The 19,293-nt window shown below is 66.9% G+C and carries 14 protein-coding genes; 9 read left to right on the top strand and 5 right to left on the bottom strand.

What is annotated here, in order from left to right; translation table 11 throughout:
- Window positions 1-5 precede the first annotated feature (5 nt).
- Window positions 6-1,016 (top strand): OmpA family protein, encoded by a 1,011-nt coding sequence (locus tag ABE464_RS17855; protein ID WP_346473021.1) that lies wholly within the window; start codon window positions 6-8, stop codon window positions 1,014-1,016.
- 13 nt (window positions 1,017-1,029) lie between these two features.
- On the opposite strand, the gene ABE464_RS17860 is transcribed toward ABE464_RS17855, so the two are convergent.
- Window positions 1,030-2,982, bottom strand: coding sequence for a diguanylate cyclase (locus ABE464_RS17860; protein WP_346473022.1), 1,953 nt, complete (start codon window positions 2,980-2,982; stop codon window positions 1,030-1,032).
- Between the two features lie 149 nt (window positions 2,983-3,131).
- On the opposite strand from ABE464_RS17860, the gene ABE464_RS17865 reads away from it, so the two are divergent.
- On the top strand, window positions 3,132-4,493 hold the full coding sequence (locus tag ABE464_RS17865) for an ATP-binding protein (RefSeq protein ID WP_346473023.1): 1,362 nt from the start codon (window positions 3,132-3,134) through the stop codon (window positions 4,491-4,493).
- A 63-nt stretch (window positions 4,494-4,556) separates the two neighbouring features.
- On the top strand, window positions 4,557-8,006 hold the full coding sequence (locus ABE464_RS17870; protein ID WP_346473024.1) for a PAS domain-containing hybrid sensor histidine kinase/response regulator: 3,450 nt from the start codon (window positions 4,557-4,559) through the stop codon (window positions 8,004-8,006).
- 30 nt (window positions 8,007-8,036) lie between these two features.
- Here the strand turns inward: ABE464_RS17870 and ABE464_RS17875 are convergent, their stop codons facing one another.
- From ABE464_RS17875 to acs, 3 genes are all read right to left on the bottom strand, one after another.
- Complete coding sequence (locus ABE464_RS17875) at window positions 8,037-8,615, bottom strand: manganese efflux pump MntP family protein (protein WP_123729786.1); 579 nt, start codon at window positions 8,613-8,615, stop codon at window positions 8,037-8,039.
- A 268-nt stretch (window positions 8,616-8,883) separates the two neighbouring features.
- Window positions 8,884-9,549 (bottom strand): response regulator transcription factor, encoded by a 666-nt coding sequence (locus ABE464_RS17880; protein WP_346473025.1) that lies wholly within the window; start codon window positions 9,547-9,549, stop codon window positions 8,884-8,886.
- Between the two features lie 173 nt (window positions 9,550-9,722).
- On the bottom strand, window positions 9,723-11,666 hold the full coding sequence (acs, locus tag ABE464_RS17885) for an acetate--CoA ligase (protein WP_346473026.1): 1,944 nt from the start codon (window positions 11,664-11,666) through the stop codon (window positions 9,723-9,725).
- Between the two features lie 384 nt (window positions 11,667-12,050).
- Here acs and ABE464_RS17890 point away from each other — a divergent pair, with 384 nt between their 5' ends.
- The 4 genes from ABE464_RS17890 to xth all read left to right on the top strand — a co-directional run bounded on the left by ABE464_RS17890 (window position 12,051) and on the right by xth (window position 17,550).
- On the top strand, window positions 12,051-13,478 hold the full coding sequence (locus tag ABE464_RS17890; RefSeq protein ID WP_346473027.1) for a DcaP family trimeric outer membrane transporter: 1,428 nt from the start codon (window positions 12,051-12,053) through the stop codon (window positions 13,476-13,478).
- 66 nt (window positions 13,479-13,544) lie between these two features.
- Window positions 13,545-15,200, top strand: a complete 1,656-nt coding sequence (locus ABE464_RS17895; RefSeq protein WP_346473028.1) for an MFS transporter — start codon at window positions 13,545-13,547, stop codon at window positions 15,198-15,200.
- Between the two features lie 122 nt (window positions 15,201-15,322).
- Entirely contained in the window at window positions 15,323-16,738 is a 1,416-nt protein-coding gene (locus tag ABE464_RS17900) for a coniferyl aldehyde dehydrogenase (protein WP_346473029.1), read from the top strand.
- A gap of 41 nt (window positions 16,739-16,779) precedes the next feature.
- Window positions 16,780-17,550, top strand: a complete 771-nt coding sequence (xth, locus tag ABE464_RS17905) for an exodeoxyribonuclease III (protein WP_346473030.1) — start codon at window positions 16,780-16,782, stop codon at window positions 17,548-17,550.
- Window positions 17,551-17,605: 55 nt separating this feature from the next.
- Here the strand turns inward: xth and ABE464_RS17910 are convergent, their stop codons facing one another.
- Window positions 17,606-17,857, bottom strand: coding sequence for a GlsB/YeaQ/YmgE family stress response membrane protein (locus ABE464_RS17910; RefSeq protein ID WP_070426235.1), 252 nt, complete (start codon window positions 17,855-17,857; stop codon window positions 17,606-17,608).
- 90 nt (window positions 17,858-17,947) lie between these two features.
- Here ABE464_RS17910 and ABE464_RS17915 point away from each other — a divergent pair, with 90 nt between their 5' ends.
- Entirely contained in the window at window positions 17,948-18,547 is a 600-nt protein-coding gene (locus tag ABE464_RS17915; protein WP_346473031.1) for a 4'-phosphopantetheinyl transferase superfamily protein, read from the top strand.
- Between the two features lie 50 nt (window positions 18,548-18,597).
- Window positions 18,598-19,236 carry a 16S rRNA (guanine(527)-N(7))-methyltransferase RsmG gene (rsmG, locus tag ABE464_RS17920; protein WP_346473032.1) on the top strand — a complete coding sequence of 213 codons (639 nt, stop codon included), beginning with the start codon at window positions 18,598-18,600 and terminating at the stop codon, window positions 19,234-19,236.
- Window positions 19,237-19,293 lie beyond the last annotated feature (57 nt).

Here is a 19,293-nt window from a genome sequence, read left to right on the forward strand (position 1 = left end):
CCCTGATGACGACTCTTTTCCCGATTGACCGTATTGCTCCGTCGCTGCTTGCCGCGGCTCTTCTGGCTGCTGTGGCCGGGCACGCCGATGCGCAGCAGGCGCAGTTGTTGCCGCAGCAGCAGCGCATCACCGATGAGGCGATCCATGCCGACCATGGCACCTATGAAGCCACCCAGGGCCGTATCCAGGCGCTCAACGACGGTGGTCGCCCGATCCGCGATTACCACCTGTCCAAGGCACAGTGCTGGCTGGACGTGTCCTTCCACGAGTACAGCCGCAATGATCGCAGCGCGTTCCCGCAGCAGGCGCTCACCGAATCGGAGAAGCTGATCATCGGCATGGAGCAGGGTGTCTCGCCGCTGCCCACCGATACGCCGCTGGTGAACAACGCCAAGTACCTGCGCGATGACCTGTGGCAGCGCCTGCGGGTACTGCACGGTGCGCCGGGCTTCGTGTGCGCGCAGCAGCAGGTCGCCTGCGGTGAGGTCGAGCTGGTGCACGCCGGCAATGAATTCAACCAGCAGCAGTGGCGCCATTCCAAGCCGTATATCCAGATCGCCGAGGAACTGGTCAACGAGGCCGAGGCGCTGGCGCGCCAGTGCAATGTCGGCCCGGCCATCGTCGCTGCGCCGGGGCCGTTGGTGGCCAATGTGCTGTTCGAGTTCGACCGTGATGCGTACCGCGACATCCGCACCTACTCACTGGAAAGCGTGGACCGCGCGCTGGCCAGCATTGCCGACGAGTCCCTGCAGCTGGAGGGTGTGACCCTGGTGGGTCATGCCGACCGCATGCAGGGCCGCGGCTTCGATGCCAACCAGGCGTTGTCCGAGCGGCGTGCCCGGACCGTGCGTGAGCTGCTCATCGGCCGGGGCGTCGCTCCGGCCAGCATCCGCTACGAGTACAAAGGCGACACCCAGCAGGTACAGCAATGCGATGGCGTGCGCCCACGCGCAGCGCTGCTGGAATGCCTGCTGCCCAACCGCCGGGTGGAAGTACGCTTCGATGTGACGCGCTGATCGCAGCACGCGATCAACGCGGGTGACCGGTCCCGGTCTGCACATCCTGATCCACCGGGGTGCGAGCGGGCTCCGGACGCGGCGGAAGCCAGGCCATCGGCCTGCTTCCTGCCAATGACAACCAGCCGCTGGTCATCGCCTTGGCGGGGTCGTGGAGCAGGCTGTACAGATCGACATCGCGGCCGGCGTCCTCGCCCCACAACATGGCCCAGGCATTGTGTCCACTTCGGCGGGCGCTCTGCAGCGCCCGATCGGCGGCGCGCAGGCTGTCGTCGAGCACATCCGGCGCATCCGGCGCATGCGCGAACAGCGGCAACGGTGCCATGCCGATACTCGCCGTCAGGGTCAGGGTCAGGTGCTGGGACGGTCCGATGTCCACCACCAGGCGCTCGATCGCGGCACGCAGATGGCTGGCCAGCGCCTGCGCGGCTGGCGCAGCGGTATCGTGCCGGACGACCAGGAAGCTGGCGCCACCCCATCGGGCGAGGCGGTCATGGCTGTCGCAGTGTCGGCGCAGGCACTGAGCCACGGCGCGCAACACGGCATCGCCGGCGGCCTCGCCGTGTCGCTCGTTGAGGGCTTTGAACGCATCCACTTCCAGCAGCATCACCGCGCTGCGCTGATCGGCACCAGCCTTGGCCCGCTCCGCAGCGAGCAACCGCTCCGCTTCGCGGCGGTTGACCAGGCCAGTGACCCGGTCGGTGCTGGTCAGCAGGGTCAGGCGGTGGCGTTGCCGACGCATGCGGAGCACCACGAACGTGGCGATGCCTGTCACCACCAGCAAGGCGATCAGCGCGCCATTGCGCAGCACCCGTACGCGGTCGAGGTCCTGCATCGCATGGATATCGGCCGGGTGGATGCTGCGTTCGGCGGTAGCCTGCAGTTTGGCGAGCTGGTTGAGTGTCTCCCCTTTGCTGCGCGCTTGATCGATCCCGCGGGCCTGGCGCGCGTACTGCAGCGCCTGCTCGCGGTTGCCCAGCAAGGTATGGATATCGCCGAGCAGGTCCAGCCCGCCGCGGACTTCATCGCTGAAATGGCCGCGCTCAGCCAGCTCCTGGGCCTGTTCCGCCAACGGCTGGGCTGCCTCGGCACCGGCCTGCTCCAGGGTGAGCCGGGCGAGCCGCTGCAGGGTGACCACCTGGCCCTGCGGGTCCTGCACCACCTGCCAGGCCAAGGCTCGCCGCAGCCCTGCTTCGGCGGCAGGCAACTGTCCGCGCAGGCGCTGGATCTCCGCGCGGTGGCTGACGATGCGGTGCAGGAACAGGTCCTGGCCGCCCACGCGCGTGCCAATCGCCTCGGCCCGGCTGAAGGCCGTGTTGGCCTCTTCAAGCCGCTGCATCTGCAGCAGCGCATACCCGAAGTTGTAGTACAGGATGAGATCGCCGGGATTGGGCGGCCGACGCAGATGCTCGCTCAATGCGGTGGCTTTCTGCAGATAGGTCAGAGCGCCCTGTGCGTCGCCCATCGCGTCGCCGCGGATCATGGCGATCTGCATCAGCGCCCCGATCTGGCCCTGCACGTCGCGTTGGCGGACCGACTCCTCCAGGAAGCGATTGGTCAGCTCAAGTGCCTGGCCATGGTCGCCGCGCCACAACAGCAGGTGTGCGGCGATGGAATGAGCGCGCAGCTGGTCCTCGGCCGTTGCATCAGGGCGCGAGGCAGCGGCCAGCAGCCGGTCGGGCAATTCGATGGTCTGGTCGAGCTGACCCTGGGAGCGCAGCGCCGCACCCAGGCACCCCAAAGCCCCGATTTCGATCGAGGTGGGCAGCACGGGCCCGGCGAGCAACGAACGCGCCATCTGCAGTGACGTGCGCGGCGCGCTGGTCAGCAGGCCGTGGCACTGTTGTACCTGCGCGGTCAGTGGGGCGCTGTCCATCGGGTGCTGCGCCAGCGCGCACGGCGCGGCCAGCCAGGACAGACAGACAAGCGCGGACAGCCCGCGACGGACAAAGGACAACGTAGGCATGAGGACAGCGACTTCCCGGTCGAATGCGGACGGACGGCAATGCGGCACGTTCCTGGTGATACCGGCGCAGCGACGCTGCCGGATCACGCGCCGCTAATATACCCTCCTTGTTGCCGGACGCTGTCGCTCCGGCCCGGAGCCTGCCGCGCATGCCCATACCACCACCGTCCACCCCGAGCGGGCCCACCGACGTGGCTGCGCCACAGTCGCTGGGTCGCCGTACCGATGCCATGCTGCGCGGCCTGCTGCACATGGTGGGCCTGTTCCACCTGGTGATGGCGCTCTGGATCGCGCTGCGCATGGGGATGGCGCTGGACCTGGTGGTGCCGCTGATTGCCGTGCTGCACGCACTGCTGTGCGTGCTCTGCCTGCTGCTGCAGCGTGCCGGGCGACCGCTTCGCGCAGCCACCTTCTTTGTTGTTGGCCAGATGCTGCTGCTCACCGTGGCCTACGCGTACTGGGGGCTGGCGGCCCAGCTCCGGCTGCAGCTGGTGTTGCTGCTGCCAGTGATGCTGGTGGCGGCCGTACTGGGCAGGCGCCCGCTGTGGTGGGTCACCAGCGGGGTATGCGTGCTGATCGTGGTCGGGGCGTGGGTCGATGCGTCCAGCCTGATGTTCCGCCCCGATCGGCTGCTGCTCGCGGTGAATGACCTGGCGATATGCTTGTTCGCCACCCTGATGGCGGCCTGGTTGCTGCATCACAGTGTCACCGGCCTGCGTGAAAGCCTGCAGGTGGCGCGCGAGCACAGCCGCGACCTGGCCCGCAAACGCGATGAGCTGCAGCTGGAGATCCAGGAGAAGGAGCGCTCGCGCGACCAGTTGGTGCACGCGATGAAGATGGAGAACGTCGGTCGCCTCGCCAGCGGCATCGCGCATGACTTCAATCATCTGCTGGCCCTGGTCCAGAGCTATATCGCCAAAGCCCGGCGCAGCCAAGGCGGAGAGCTCCAGGTGGCCCTGCAGGGAGCCGACGCGGCGGTGCGGCGTGCGGCAGCCGTCAGCCGGCGGTTGCTGGATTTCAGTCGGCTGGAGCACAGCCGGCCGCAGCTGCTGGATGTCGCCGCAACGATCACGGCCATGGCACCTACCCTGCAGCAGGTGTTCGACACGCGGGTGCAGTGCGAGGTCGACGGCGGTCAGGTGCAGTGTCTGATCCATTTCGATCCGGCCCAGCTGGAGTCGATCCTGCTCAGTCTGGCGGTGAATGCCCACCAGGCCATGCCGGATGGAGGCCAGTTCAACCTGGTGGTCGTGCAGCCCTCGCGCATCGATGAAGTGGTCATCCATGTGAGCGACAGCGGCCACGGGATGAGCGAGGAGGTGCGTGCCCGCTGCCTGGAACCGTTCTTCACCACCAAGCCGGTCGGGCAGGGAACAGGACTCGGGCTGGCCGTCACCGCCAGCCTGGTCGAGGCGGCCGGTGGACACATCCAGGTAGAGAGCGGCAAGGGCCGTGGTACCCGGGTCAGCATCCGTCTGCCGACCCGCCCGCTGGCGATGGTGCCGGCCTGAACCGGGCCGTGACCGGGGCCGCCCAGCCGCTACACTGCGGGCTGCTCTCGCGGAAACAACCCTGTGGTTTCTAGCTGGATCCTGCTGCTGGTCTCGGTGGCCTACGCCGCGCTGCTGTTCGGCGTGGCGTGGTGGGGCGACCGTCGCCCGATGTACCCCGACCGCCCGTGGCTGCGCCCGGTGGTCTACAGCCTGGCGCTGGCGGTGTACTGCTCGTCGTGGACCTTCTACGGCGCGGTGGGGACGGCGGTGCGCAACGGCGTGGGCTACCTGCCGATCTACCTGGGGCCGCTGCTGCTGTGGGTGTTCGGCTGGCGCATCATCGAGCGGCTGGCGCTGATCGCACGCAGCCAGAACGTGGTGTCCATCGCCGATTTCATCTCCTCGCGTTTCGGCCGCTCGCGGCGGCTGGCCGCGCTGGTGGCGGTGATCGCGCTGATCGGCATCGTGCCGTACCTGGCCCTGCAGTACAAAGCCGTGGCGATGAGCCTTCAGGTGCTGACCGGCAACGTCGGGCCCACCGGCTTCTTCACCGATCCGGCGCTGTACGTGGCGCTGTTGATGGCCTTGTTCGCCACGTTGTTCGGCACCCGCCAGGTGGATGCCACCGAGCACCACCACGGCATGATGCTGGCGATCGCGCTGGAATCGATGATCAAGCTGATCGCGATGGTGGCGCTGGGCCTGTTTGCCTACCTGTGGCTCAACGACCGCACCGATGCGGTGATCGAATCGGCGCACACGCTGTTCACGGGCCTGCCGCCGGTCGGCTTCATTTCGCAGACCCTGCTGAGCTTCCTGGCCATCATCTGCCTGCCGCGCCAGTTCCATGTGGCCGTGGTCGAGTGCGGCGACGTGCGTGACATCCGCCGCGCGCGCTGGATGTTCGGTGCGTACCTGGTGATTATTTCGGCGATGGTGATTCCCATCGCCACGGCGGGCGTGACCCTGTTCGGCACCGGTGGCAGCGTTGCCGACGACAGCATGGTGCTGGCCCTGCCGCTTGCCGAGGGGCGCAAGTTCCTGGCACTGGTCGCCTATGTCGGCGGCTTCTCGGCGGCAACCGGCATGGTCATCGTGGCCTCGATCGCGCTGGCCACCATGGTCAGCAACGACCTGGTGATGCCGGTCCTGCTGCGCCGCAATGATCACCACGAGGACGCAGCAAACGTCGCCTCACGCGTATTGTGGATCCGGCGTACGGCGATCCTGCTGCTGGCCCTCGTGGCCTACAGCTATTACCGCGGCAGCAGCAATGACAGCACGCTGGCCTCGTATGGATTGATGGCGTTCGCGGCGGTGGCCCAGTTCGCGCCCGGGTTGATCGGTGGGCTGTACTGGCGCGGTGCCAGCCGCCGAGGCGTCGAGGTCGGCATGCTGCTGGGCTTCGGCACATGGGTCTACACCCTGCTGCTGCCTGCGCTGACCCATGCCGGCTGGATGGATGAAACCTGGCTGGTGCAGGGCCCGTTCGGCATCGACTGGCTGCAGCCGCAGCACCTGTTCGGGATGAGTGGCTGGGACCCGCTGACCCACGGCACGTTCTGGTCGCTGCTGGTCAACGTGGCCGCGATGGTGCTGGTCTCGGTGCGCTGGCGTCCCGGCGTGGACGAGCGGCTGGGCGCGGCGCCCTTCCTGGATCCCTATGCGCAACGGCCGTCGGTCGCCGGTGCGTGGCCGGGCCATGTGCACGTGGGTGACCTGCTGGCGCTGGCCGCACGGGTGGTGGGTGACCGCCATGCCCGCCGCTCGTTCTTCGAACAGGCGCAGTCACTGGGGCGCGAGCTGCAGGCCTCGGCGCCCGCCGACCGTGCCTGGGTGCAGTTCACCGAACGCCTGCTGGCCGCCTCGATCGGTGCGGCGTCCGCGCGTCTGCTGCTGACCAGCCTGCTGCGCGGCTCGGGCATGGACCTGGGCGAAGTGGTGGCGGTGCTCGATGAAGCCGGCCAGGAACTGCGCTTCAACCGCGAGATCCTCTCCACCACCCTGGAGAACATCAGTGCGGGCGTCAGTGTGGTCGATCCGGACATGCGGCTGACCGCCTGGAATCGCCGCTACCAGCAGATGTTCGGCTATCCCGACGGCATGCTCTACGTGGGCCGCCCGGTCGCCGATCTGATCCGCTACAACGCCGAGCGTGGCGAGCTGGGCGAGGGCGAGATCGAGGTGCAGATCAACCGTCGCATCGGTTACATGCGCGCCGGTTCGCCGCACATCTTCGAGCGCACCCGCAGCGACGGCAAGGTGATCGAGATGCGCGGGCAGGCGCTGCCTGGCGGCGGCTATGTCACCAGTTACAACGACATCACCGACTACAAGCACGCCGAGCGCGCGCTGCTGGAAGCCAACGAAACGCTGGAGCAGCGGGTGGCCGAACGCTCGCACGAGGCGGAGATGGCGCAGCAGTCCAAGACGCGTTTCCTGGCGGCGATCAGCCATGACGTGCTGCAGCCGCTCAACGCTGCGCGCCTGTTCGCTTCTGCGCTGCGTGAGAGCCACCACAACAATGAAGAGCAGCGGCATCTGGCCGAGCGCGTGGATGCGTCACTGCGCGCAGCCGAGGAGCTGCTGGATGGCTTGCTGGACGTCTCCCGGCTGGATGCAGGGGGGCTGCACCCGGTGATCGGGGATTTCGACGTCAGCCTGCTGATGCGCGAACTGGCCGCGCAATACTCCCCCGTCGCCGCCGGGCGTGGCCTGCGCCTGGATCTGTTCGCGCGGCCGGCGTGGGTGCGCAGCGATCGCCGCCTGCTGCGCCGCGTGCTGCAGAACTTCCTGGCCAATGCGCTGCGTTACACGCGTCAGGGCCGCATCGTACTGGCGGTGCGGCATCGCGGGCCGGAGGTCGAACTGCAGGTATGGGATACCGGCCCGGGCATTCCCGAACACCACATGCAGCAGATCTTCGATGAGTTCCATCGCTACCAGCAGCCCTTCGACTGGGGCGAGCAGGGGCTGGGGCTGGGGCTGTCGATCTGCCAGCGCATCTCGCGCCTGCTCGATCACCGCCTCAACGCGCGCAGCCGGGTCGGCAGCGGCAGCATGTTCTCGATCCTGTTGCCGCTGGTGGCCGCACCGGCGCTGCCCAGCGTGACAGCGGTGCCGGCACCCAGCCCGATCACCCGCACCGATTCGCTGGCGGGCATGCGCGTGCTGTGCGTGGACAATGACCAGGAAATCCTGGATGGCATGCGCGCGCTGCTGGGCCGTTGGCAGGTGCAGGTGATCACCGCCAGCACGGTCGACCAGGCATTGGAGAAAGTGGTTGAACGGCCGGATGTGATGCTGGTGGATTACCACCTGCACGACCGCCTGGATGGGCTGGATACCTTGGTGGCCCTGGGCCAGAAGGCCGGGCGCGCGATCCCCGGTGCGCTGCTCACCGCCGATGGGCGCGATGAGCTCAAGCGGATGGCGCGCGACCGCGGCTACCGGTTGCTGACCAAGCCGATCAAGCCGGCGTCGCTGCGCGCCTTCCTGGCCGCCTTCCACGATACCCGCGGCGATCTCTAGCCGCGGGCTGGCGGCGGTCGCAGTGCCCGATCAGGCCACGGCGCCGCTGAGGTGTTCGTACAGGATGGTGGAGCCGATGATGATCAGGATCACGCCGCCGATGATCTCGGCGCGCTTGCCGACCATGCCGCCCAAGACGCGGCCAAGCATGATCCCGCAGGTGACCATGGTCAGCGTGCACAGGCCGATGACCAGCGCCATGACGCCGATATGCACATCGAGGAAGGCCAGGCCGATACCGACCGCCATCGCATCGATGCTGGTGGCGAAACCGGTCATCGCCAGGCGCCAGAAGCCGTGGTGTTTGCTGGTGTCGTCTTCCTCCGCACCCTCATCGGGGCGCAGGCCGTTGATGATCATGTGCACGCCCAGCGCCCCGAGCAGGCCGAACGCGATCCAGTGATCGAAGGCCTCTACGTACTCCAGCGCGGCGCGACCGAGCAGCCAGCCGATCACCGGCGTGATGCCTTCGATGACACCGAAAATCAGGCCGGCGCGCAAAGCATCGGAGAAACGTGGCTTGCGCATGGCTGCGCCTTTGCCGATCGCCGCAGCGAAGGCATCGGTAGACATGGCAAAGCCGATCAGCAGGATCGAAACAGGGGACATTGGGGTACGCGGCAGGTCGGGCGAGAGCGAGCAACGGGCCGCGGACGCGCCCAACCTGTCGTTGCGCACGCGGACCGCTGGTCTCGCCAACCAAGATGGTTGCCCGCACCACGGCGCACTGGCCGAGTATGTTGACGCGGGCGATTCCTTCAGCAGGAATCCGGCTACTCCCCAAGGGGACGCGAAGCTTAGCACCGGGCCTGCAGCGTGGAGCGTTTGCGGCGAATTGCGCAGGTAACGCTGGAATTCATAGCTCCGGCTATAACGCCTACTCTTCTTCGGGCGGCAACACGATCTGTTCGTCATCGATGGCCAGCTTGCCGGCCATCAGCACCGCCTGGGTGCGGTTGGTGACGCCCAGCTTGCGCAGGATCGCGGTGACATGGGCCTTGATCGTCGCTTCGGAGACGTTGAGGTCGTAGGCGATCTGCTTGTTGAGACGGCCGGCACCCAGCATCTGCAGCACCCGGAACTGCTGCGGCGTCAGCTCGCGCAGGCGCTGGCCGATCTCGCGCTCCTCGCGCCCGGTCTGGGGCACGCTGTGCGCTTCCGGTGGGGCCCAGGTCTCACCATCGAGGATGGTGCCCAAGGCATGACCGATGGTGTCCGAATCGGCGGATTTGGGGATGAAGCCAAAGGCGCCGTGGTCGAGCGCGCGGCGCATCACCGTCGGTTCCTCACGTGCGGACACCACCACCACCGGCAGCTGCGGGTGCAGGGCACGCATATGCACGAGCGCGTTGAAGCCCTGCGCGCCGGGCATGTTAAGGTCCATCAGGACCAGGTCGGCGTCGGTGTGCTGGTCGGCCAGCTGGTACAGCGCTTCCACACTGTCCGCTTCGTACAGCTGCACGCCGGGGATGACGCGTTGCACGGCCCCGCGAAGGGCTTCGCGGAACAGCGGGTGGTCATCGGCAATCAGGAGGGTCGTCATGGTGGGGGCCATGTTGCGGAGGCGTGCAGCGACGCAACGAAAAAGTCTATCGAGATGACCGCCCCCTGAGTCAGGGGGCGGCCGCGAAGCGGCGGGGTGTGGGTGCTGGTGAGGAGGGGCCCACGAACGCGATGACGCGGCCCCATCCTGCGCCTTCACGGCGAAGGGTTACTTCACTTCACTTTGCGTTCTTCCACCAGCGAGGCCACGACCGACGGATCGGCTAGGGTCGAGGTGTCGCCAAGCTGGTCCGGGGCGTTCTCGGCGATCTTGCGCAGGATGCGGCGCATGATCTTGCCCGAGCGCGTTTTCGGCAGGCCCGGCGCCCACTGCAGATGATCGGGCGCGGCGATCGGACCGATTTCCTTGCGCACCCAGGCCACCAACTCCTTGTGCAGTTCATCGCTCGGCGTCTCGTCGGCGATCAGCGTCACGTAGGCATAGATGCCCTGGCCCTTGATGTCGTGCGGGAAACCGACCACGGCCGCTTCGGCCACCTTCGGGTGCGAGACCAGCGCGCTTTCCACTTCGGCGGTGCCGATGCGGTGGCCGGAAACGTTGATCACATCGTCGACGCGGCCGGTGATCCAGTAGTAGCCGTCTTCATCGCGACGGCAGCCGTCGCCGGTGAAGTAGCTGCCCGGGTAGGTGCGGAAGTAGGTGTCGATGAAGCGCTGATGGTCGCCGTAGACGGTGCGCATCTGGCCCGGCCACGAATCGCGGATGATCAGGTTGCCTTCGGTCGCCCCTTCCTGGATCTCGCCATCGGCGTTGACCAGGGCCGGCTGCACGCCGAAGAAGGGCAGGGTGGCCGAGCCCGGCTTGAGATCGACCGCACCAGCCAGCGGCGAGATCAGGATGCCGCCGGTTTCGGTCTGCCACCAGGTATCCACGATCGGGCAGCGGCTGTCGCCGACCACCTCGTAGTACCAGCGCCAGGCCTCCGGATTGATCGGCTCGCCGACGCTGCCGAGCAGGCGCAGCGAACTGCGCGAGGTGCGCTTGACCGGTGCATCGCCTTCGCGCATCAACGCGCGGATCGCGGTCGGGGCGGTATAGAAGATGGTGACCTGGTGCTTGTCGATCACCTCCCAGAAGCGCGAGGTGTTCGGGAAGTTCGGCACGCCTTCGAACATCACCGAGGTCGCGCCATTGGCCAGCGGGCCGTACACGATGTAGCTGTGGCCGGTGACCCAGCCGACATCGGCGGTGCACCAGTAGATGTCGTCTTCGCGCAGGTCGAACACCGCTTCATGGGTGTAGGCCGCGTACAGTAGGTAACCGCCGGTGGTGTGCAGCACGCCCTTGGGCTTGCCGGTGGAGCCGGAGGTGTAGAGGATGAACAGTGGATCCTCGGCGTTCATCCGCTCGGGCTCGCACTGCGCCGGCTGCGGGTCCACCACATCGTGGAACCAGCGGTCGCGCGGGGCCTGCATGTCCACCGCACCGCCGGTATGGCGGACCACCAGCACCGTTTCCACGGTGGTGGTGCCGGGCAGCTTCAACGCCGCATCGACATTGGCTTTGAGCGGAATCTTCTTGCCACCGCGCAGCCCTTCGTCGGCGGTGATGATCAGCTTGCTGCCGCAGTCGATAACGCGGTCGGCGATCGAGTTCGGGGCGAAGCCGCCGAACACTACCGAGTGGATCGCCCCGATACGCGCGCAGGCCAGCATGGCCACGGCGGCGTCGACGATCATCGGCAGGTAGATGGTGACCCGGTCGCCCTTCTTGACGCCGAGGTTGCGCAGCGCGTTGCCGAGGCGGCAGGTGCGCTCATACAGCTCGCGATAGGTGACGCCCTGCGCCGGTGCATCGGGGCTGTCCGGTTCGAACAGCAGGGCGATCTTGTCGCCGCGCTTGTCGAGCTGGCGATCCAGGCAGTTGACGCTGGCGTTGAGTTCGCCATCTTCGAACCACTTGATGCGGAAATCGTCGAGCTGATAGCTGACATTCTTGATACGGGTCGGTTTCTTGAACCAGTCCAGGCGCTCGGCGGCCTTGCCCCAGAAGGCATCCGGATGCTCCACCGATTCACGGTAGAGCTGCTGGTACGTGTTCTTGTCGATCCGCGATGCCGCGGCGAACGCGGCGTCGACGGGGTAAAGATCAGCCATGGCACCCTCACTTGCACGTTGACTTGGGTTGTGCGGTCGCAACATAAGTGACGACCTCTCCCTCTCAGTTTGCCGCATCCACCCGCCTGCGCGGTGTCGAGGTGGTTAGACCTTGGTCGAACGCCGTGCGCTGCGATGGGACAGGGTCGCTGGGCGCGGCAGATCATGACTGTCCGTCGTTAGGGAGGGGGTACCGACCAACGGTCAGTACCTACGCGGTGCCTTCGGCACCTGCCGGTCGCCTGCCGGCGCCCGGGTCGTACTCGCCCCCGGGGGGGCGAGTACGACTAATGGCCAATAGCTTCGGTGCGTCAACGCGCCGCACCCTCGGGTCGACCGTGCCCCATGCGCGGCATCACCTTGCCACCCGGGAGAGAGGGCAACATGAGCCACCGTTTGCTGAGGACGACACGCCGGCCATTGGCCGCCGCCATGTTCGTCGCACTGATCGCGCCAGGCATGGCGTTCGCCGAAACCGCAAAAGAGAAAGCCCTGGAAGCACGCGTCGTCGAGCTGGAGCGCCAAGTCCAGCTGCTGCTGAACAACCAGCAGCAACAGCAGGTCCAGATCAGCCAGGCCCAGACCGATGTCACCGCCGTGCGCACGGTCCAGGCGCAGCAACCGGTGGCCGCCACCGTACCGGCGGGCAAGCAGCCGATCCAGGTCACCACCATCACCCCGGGCGCCGCGCCGGGGACGACGGTCAAGATCGGCGGTTTCATCAAGGCCGATTTCCTGGCCACCCAGACCGGCGATGGCCAGCTGGCTGACGATGCCACCGGCCGCGCGCTGTACCTGCCGGGTCAGACGCCCGTGGCGGGTGCCGGTGGCAGCGGCAAGCGCTCGGACGTGGACTACAACGCCCACGCCAAGTTCTCGCGCTTCAACCTCGGCATCGACAACGTCAGCGAAGGCGGCAACAAGGCCGGCGCGTTCTTCGAGATGGACTTCTTCGGCAACTCGCTGGGCAACCAGACCGCGACCAATACCTACGGTGTGACCCTGCGTCATGCCTACATGTACTGGAACAACTGGATGGCCGGCCAGACCTGGTCGAACTTCATGGATGCCGCCTCGATCCCTGAAGCGGCCGACTTCGTCGGCCCGACCGACGGTGTGGTCTTCGTGCGCCAGGCACAGATCCGCTACACCCAAGGCGGCTTCAGCGTCGCGCTGGAAAACCCGGAAACCACCGTCCTCACCGGCACCCGCAATCCGATCACCGGTGCGTGGACCAACGTGGCCAGCAACTCCGACCGCGGCGCGCTGCCGGATCTGACCCTGCGCTATGGCTGGAAGGGTGACTGGGGCACCTTCGGTGTCGGCGGCGTGGTCCGTCAGCTCAAGGTCGACAACCAGACCACCGGCGCCGATGCGGACAAGATCGGCGGTGGCCTTACCTTGGGCGGCAAGTGGGTGATGGGCCCGACCGACACGCTGCATTACCAGGTCACCGGTGGTGAAGGCATCGCGCGATACATCGGTCTGGGCGTCACCGCCGATACCGCGTATGACATTGCCCGTGACGAACTCAACCCGACCGGCGTGCTGGCCGGCTACGTGGGCTGGCGCCACGCCTTCACCCCGAAGCTGCGCACCAACCTGATCTACGCGCGCAGCGATTACGACAACGACGGCAGCCTCGGCCCGCTGGTCACCAAGAGCGTGCAGAGCATCCGCGGCAACGTGTTCTACACACCGATGCCCAAGGTCGATGTCGGCGCCGAGCTGATGTACGGCGTGCGCGAAATCGAGGATGGCCGCAAGGGCGATATCAGTCGCCTGCAGTTCACCACGAAGTACAGCTTCTAAAAGAAAAAACGATTGCCGGTGAACAGCCGGCACAACACAACGATTGCTTCGGAGGGGAAGCGTCTTATGTCAACAACACCTGCACCGGCGAAAGCCCAACTTACCCAGGGACACAAGAAGGTCATCTTCGCGTCCAGCCTGGGTACCGTCTTCGAGTGGTACGACTTCTTCCTGTACGGCTCGCTCGCCGCGATCATCGCCAAACAGTTCTTCAGCGGTGTCAATGAAACCACCGGCATGATCTTCGCGCTGCTGGCGTTCGCGGCCGGCTTCTTCGTGCGCCCGTTCGGCGCGGCCTTCTTCGGCAGCCTCGGCGACCGTATCGGCCGCAAGTACACCTTCCTGGTCACGATCCTGATCATGGGCATCTCGACCTTCCTGGTCGGCGTGCTGCCCAACTACGCCTCGATCGGCTTCGCCGCCCCGGTGATCCTGATCATCCTGCGCCTGGCCCAGGGCCTGGCGATGGGTGGCGAATACGGTGGCGCGGCGACCTATGTCGCCGAGCATGCACCGGCCGACAAGCGTGGCCTGTACACCAGCTTCATCCAGTGCACCGCGACGCTCGGCCTGTTCATGTCGCTGCTGATCATCCTGGCCTGCCGCTACTTCCTGGGCAATGAAGCGTTCGAAGCCTGGGGCTGGCGTATTCCGTTCCTGGTCTCGATCGTGCTGCTGGGCATCTCGGTGTGGATCCGCCTGCAGCTGAGCGAGTCCCCGCTGTTCCAGCAGATGAAGGCCGAGGGCAAGGGCTCCAAGACCCCGTTCCGTGACAGCCTCAAGGACGGCAACCTCAAGCTGATGCTGCTGGTCCTGCTCGGTGCCGCAGCCGGCCAGGCCGTGGTGTGGTACGGCGGCCAGTTCTACGCGCTGTTCTTCCTGAGCAGCATGCTCAAGGTCGATGCCACCACCTCCTACCTGCTGATCGCCGCAGCGCTGGCGCTGGGCGTGCCGTTCTTCATCTTCTTCGGCTGGCTGTCGGACCGTATCGGCCGGAAGAAGATCATCCTGGCCGGCTGTCTGCTGGCGGCGATCACCTACATCCCGATCTTCAAGGGCCTGACCCACTTCGCCAACCCGGCCATCGAAGAAGCTCGCACCAACTCGCCGGCGCTGGTCAATGCCGATCCGAATACCTGCTCGTTCCAGTTCGATCCGGTCGGCCTGCGCAAGTTCACCAGCTCCTGCGACGTGGCCACCGCGGCTCTGACCAAGGCCGGTGTGCCGTATGAAGTGAAGCCGGCACCGGCCGGTACGCTGGCCACGGTCAACGTCGGGACCACCGCCGTGACCTCCTACGAGGCTGCGGGGCTGACCAAGGAAGAACTCAAGGCCAAGGGCGATGCCTTCGGCGGGGAGCTCAAGGGTGCGTTGAGCGCCGCGGGTTATCCGGCCAAGGCCGACAATGCGCGCATCAACATCCCGGGCACGATCTTCATGCTGTGGCTGCTGGTGCTGTACGTGACCATGGTCTACGGCCCGATCGCCGCCTACCTGGTCGAGCTGTTCCCGACGCGTATCCGCTACACCTCGATGTCGCTGCCGTACCACATCGGCAACGGCTGGTTCGGTGGCTTCCTGCCGGCGATTTCCTTCGCGCTGGTGGCCGGTACTGGCAACCTCTACTACGGCCTGTGGTACCCGATCATCATCGCGTTGATGACGGTCGTGATCGGTGGCCTGTTCCTGCATGAAACCAAGGATGTGGATATCACCAAGTAACGGTGATCCACACGGCAAGACGAAGGGGCCGCGATGCGAATCGCGGCCCTTTTTGTGTCCTGGGTAGTAGCGGCCGGCACTACCGATCCCGCCATCACGCAGCCTGCCGCTATAGTCGGCCCATGAGCGATGCCCACACCGATCCCGCCGCGCTGCCCGCGATCCTGCAAACCCTGCGTACCGCCTGGCAGGCCAACCGCCCGACGCTGGAGCAGCGCCGCGACGACCTGCAGCGCCTGCGCGCTGCCCTCAAGGCGCGCCTGCCGGACATGGCCGCGGCGATCTCCGCCGATTTCGGACACCGCTCCACCCACGAATCACTGATCGCCGACGGCATGACCGTGCTTGGCGATATTGACCACCTGTGCAGCCATCTGCGCGGCTGGACGCGGCCGCGCCGGGTCGGGGTTGGCTGGCGCTTCTGGCCGGCACGCGCGCAGACCCGACCGGTGCCGTTGGGCGTGGTCGGGGTGATCTCGCCCTGGAACTACCCGGTCAACCTGGCGCTGATTCCGCTGGCCACCGCGATCGCCGCCGGCAACCACGTGATCCTCAAGCCGTCCGAGCACACGCCGCGCACCAGCGCATTTCTGCAGTCGCTGCTGGCCGACGTATTCCCCTCTGATCGCGTGGCGGTCGTGCAGGGCGATGGCCAGCTGGCCAGCGCCGTGGCCGGCTCGCCGCTGGACCATCTGGTGTTCACCGGCTCCACCGCCATCGGCCGCAAGGTCATGGCGGCGGCGGCCGAGCACCTGACCCCGCTCACGCTGGAGCTGGGTGGCAAATCTCCGGCCATCGTCTGCAGCGACTACCCGCTGGAGAAGGCCGCCGCGCGTCTGGCCACCGGCAAGTTCTTCAATGCCGGGCAGACCTGCATCGCCCCGGACTACGTGCTGATCGACGGCCATCGCCAGCGCGAGCTGGTGCAGCAGCTGCAGACCCAGGTGCAGGCGCGCTATGGCGACTTCAGCGACGCCACCGATTACACGCGGATCATCCACGACGGTCAGTACCAGCGCCTGCGCGGCTATCTCGATGAGGCCCGCGCGCGGGGCGTGCCGGTGATCGAGCTGGCGACGGTCGATCCCGAGCGTGCCCAGCGCGAGCGGCTGATCGTGCCGACCATCGTGCTCGATCCGCCGGCCGATCTGGCCCTGATGCGCGAGGAGATCTTCGGCCCGATCCTGCCGGTCTGCGCGTATCCGGACCTGGATGCGGCCATCGCGGCCGTGCAGTCGCGTGACCGCCCGTTGGCGCTGTACGTCTTCAGTCACGAGCGCGCGCAGGTGGAACGGGTGCTGGCGCAGGTCGTGGCCGGCGGCGTCACCGTCAACGACACCCTGCTGCATTTCGCGGTCAATGGCCTGCCGTTCGGCGGCGTCGGCCCGAGTGGCATGGGCGCCTATCACGCGCGCGCCGGCTTCGATGCGATGAGCAAGCAGCTGCCGATCCTGTGGCAGTCGCGCTGGGCCGCCAGCGATCTGCTCAAACCGCCGTATTCGAAGATCGCCGGGATGTTGAAGGCGATGGTGCGTTAGCGGCTGCCAACGGACGCGCGCCCCGCAGGTAGAATGCCCGCATGAAAATCGCCTCCTGGAACGTCAACTCGCTCAACGTGCGCCTGCCGCACCTGGAACAATGGCTCACGGCGTTCGCGCCGGACGTGGTTGGCATCCAGGAAACCAAGATGGAGGACCACAAGTTCCCCGACGCGGTGCTGGCCGGGCTGGGCTACCGCAGCGTGTTTGCCGGGCAGAAGACCTACAACGGCGTCGCGCTGCTCTCGCGCGAACCGGCGCAGGACGTGCAGATCGGCATTCCCGGTTTCGAGGATGAGCAGAAACGCGCGATCGCCGGTACCGTCAATGGTGTGCGCATCATCAACCTGTACGTGGTCAACGGCCAGGATGTCGGCACCGACAAGTACGCCTACAAGCTGCGCTGGCTGGAGGCCGTGCATGCCTGGGTCGAGGCGGAACTGGCCAAGTACCCGGAGCTGGTGGTGATGGGCGACTTCAACATTGCGCCGGATGCCCGCGACGTGCACGACCCGCTGGTCTGGAACGAGAACCACATCCTGACTTCCACCGCCGAGCGCGTCGCCCTGAACAAGCTGTTGCAGCTGGGCCTGCACGATGCCTTCCGTCTGCACAGCGAGGAAGAGGGCGTGTTCAGCTGGTGGGACTACCGGGCGGCCGGCTTCCGTCGCAACCTGGGCCTGCGCATCGACCTGACCCTGGTCTCCGACGCGCTCAAGGCACGGGCGGTCGCTTCCGGCATCGACCGCGAGCCGCGTACCTGGGAGCGCCCCAGCGACCATGCCCCGGCGTGGGTAGAGTTGGCGCCGTAAACAACAAGGCCCGGCAGTGCCGGGCCTTGTCGATCCAACGAGGTACGTGCGTTCGTTACCGGACGCTTCGACGCGTAAACAGATTCACGATCGCGAGCAGGATCACTGCGCCGATCAACGAGAACAGGAACGTGCGGATGGTGATCGCTTCATTGATGCCACCGCCGAACAGCCAACCGGCCAGCAATGCGCCGACGATGCCGACCACGATGTTGAGGATGATGCCTTGCTGCGCGTCCCGCTTCATGATGATGCTGGCAAGCCAGCCCACGATGCCGCCGACGATCAACCAGATGATGATGCCCATAGCGTTGACTCCCTCTGTGCGGTTGCAACCCGTGCAGTTGACGGCACACCCCGTGAAGTCGTCGTGCAGCCGCGATGGCGGAGCGGTGGCATGACCCTGCCGGCCACCCTGGATGGCCCCTGGCGCTTCGGCCCGGTCACGGTCTGGCGCCTGCCGCATGTGCCGGGTACCCGGGGCGAGCCCCAGGCCCGGGTCCTGCTGGCGGAGCAGCTGGGTGGGGAGCCGGAGCACCTGCCGCTGCAGCGCGACCCGCGCGGGCGGCCGGAGCTGCATGGCCCGCTGGCGCATGTCGGGACTGGTTGGAGCCACAGCCATGGGCAACTGCTGGTCGCGTTGGGTGAAGGCGTCCGCCTCGGCGTGGACCTGGAGCCGCTGCGCCCGCGCCCACGGATGCTGGAGATCGTGCAGCGCTTCTTCCACCCGGCCGAGATCGCCTGGCTGGAATCGCTGGACGAGAACGCCCGCAACCATTGGTTCTTCCGCGTGTGGTGTGCCAAGGAAGCGCTGTTGAAGGCGCAGGGGCAGGGCATCTCCTTCGGTCTGCACCGGCTGCAGCTCGCGCCCGGCATCGACGGTGGCCTGCACCTGGCCTGGTGTGATCCAGAACTGGGGCCGGCCGAGCGCTGGCACCTGCATGAGTGGCAGGCGGCCGATGATTTCCGGGCGGCGCTGGCCTGGCATGCCCTGTGAGATGGGGCGCCGACCCGCGGTCGGCTCTACCGACCTGCGATAATGGTGCCATGACAGAACACACCCTCCCCGCTGGCGTCGCCGATGCGCTTGAGCGCGGCCTGGCCGCCATGCAGCTGGATGCCGCGCTGGCACCGCCGCTGCTGACCTACCTGACCCTGCTCGACCGCTGGAACCGTACGTACAACCTGACGGCCATCCGCGATCCGCTGGAAATGGTGACCCGCCACCTGCTCGATTCGCTGGCGATGCAGCCGTTTCTGGAGACCGGTACCCTGGCCGATCTGGGCACTGGCCCCGGGCTGCCGGGCATTCCGCTGGCGATCGCGCGCGCGCAGCTGCAGGTGACCCTGGTCGAGAGCAACGGCAAGAAGGCCCGCTTCATGCGCGAAGCCGTGCGACAGCTGGGCCTGGGCAATGCCCGTGTGGCCGAGTCGCGTGCCGAGGCGCTGGCCGAACCGGCCGCCTACGACCATCTGACCGCCCGCGCGATGGACACCCTGGCCGGGATCATCCGGGTCGGTGGGCATCTGCTGCGACCGGGCGGCCGCCTGCTGGCCATGAAAGGCGTGTACCCGCACGACGAGATCGCGCAGCTGCCGGCCGGCTGGGCGGTGGAGAAGGTGCTGCCGCTGAGCGTCCCCGGGTTGACCGGCGAGCGCCATCTGGTGGTGGTTACCGGCCCGTGAGCCGGTGACCTCGGCGAGCGCAGCGCCCGCCCCAGCAGCGTTCCGATCCCCTCCCGC

Origin of the sequence: Stenotrophomonas sp. TWI587 (genome assembly GCF_039674145.1) — a bacterium.
Classification (GTDB): Bacteria; Pseudomonadota; Gammaproteobacteria; order Xanthomonadales; family Xanthomonadaceae; genus Stenotrophomonas; species Stenotrophomonas maltophilia_AY.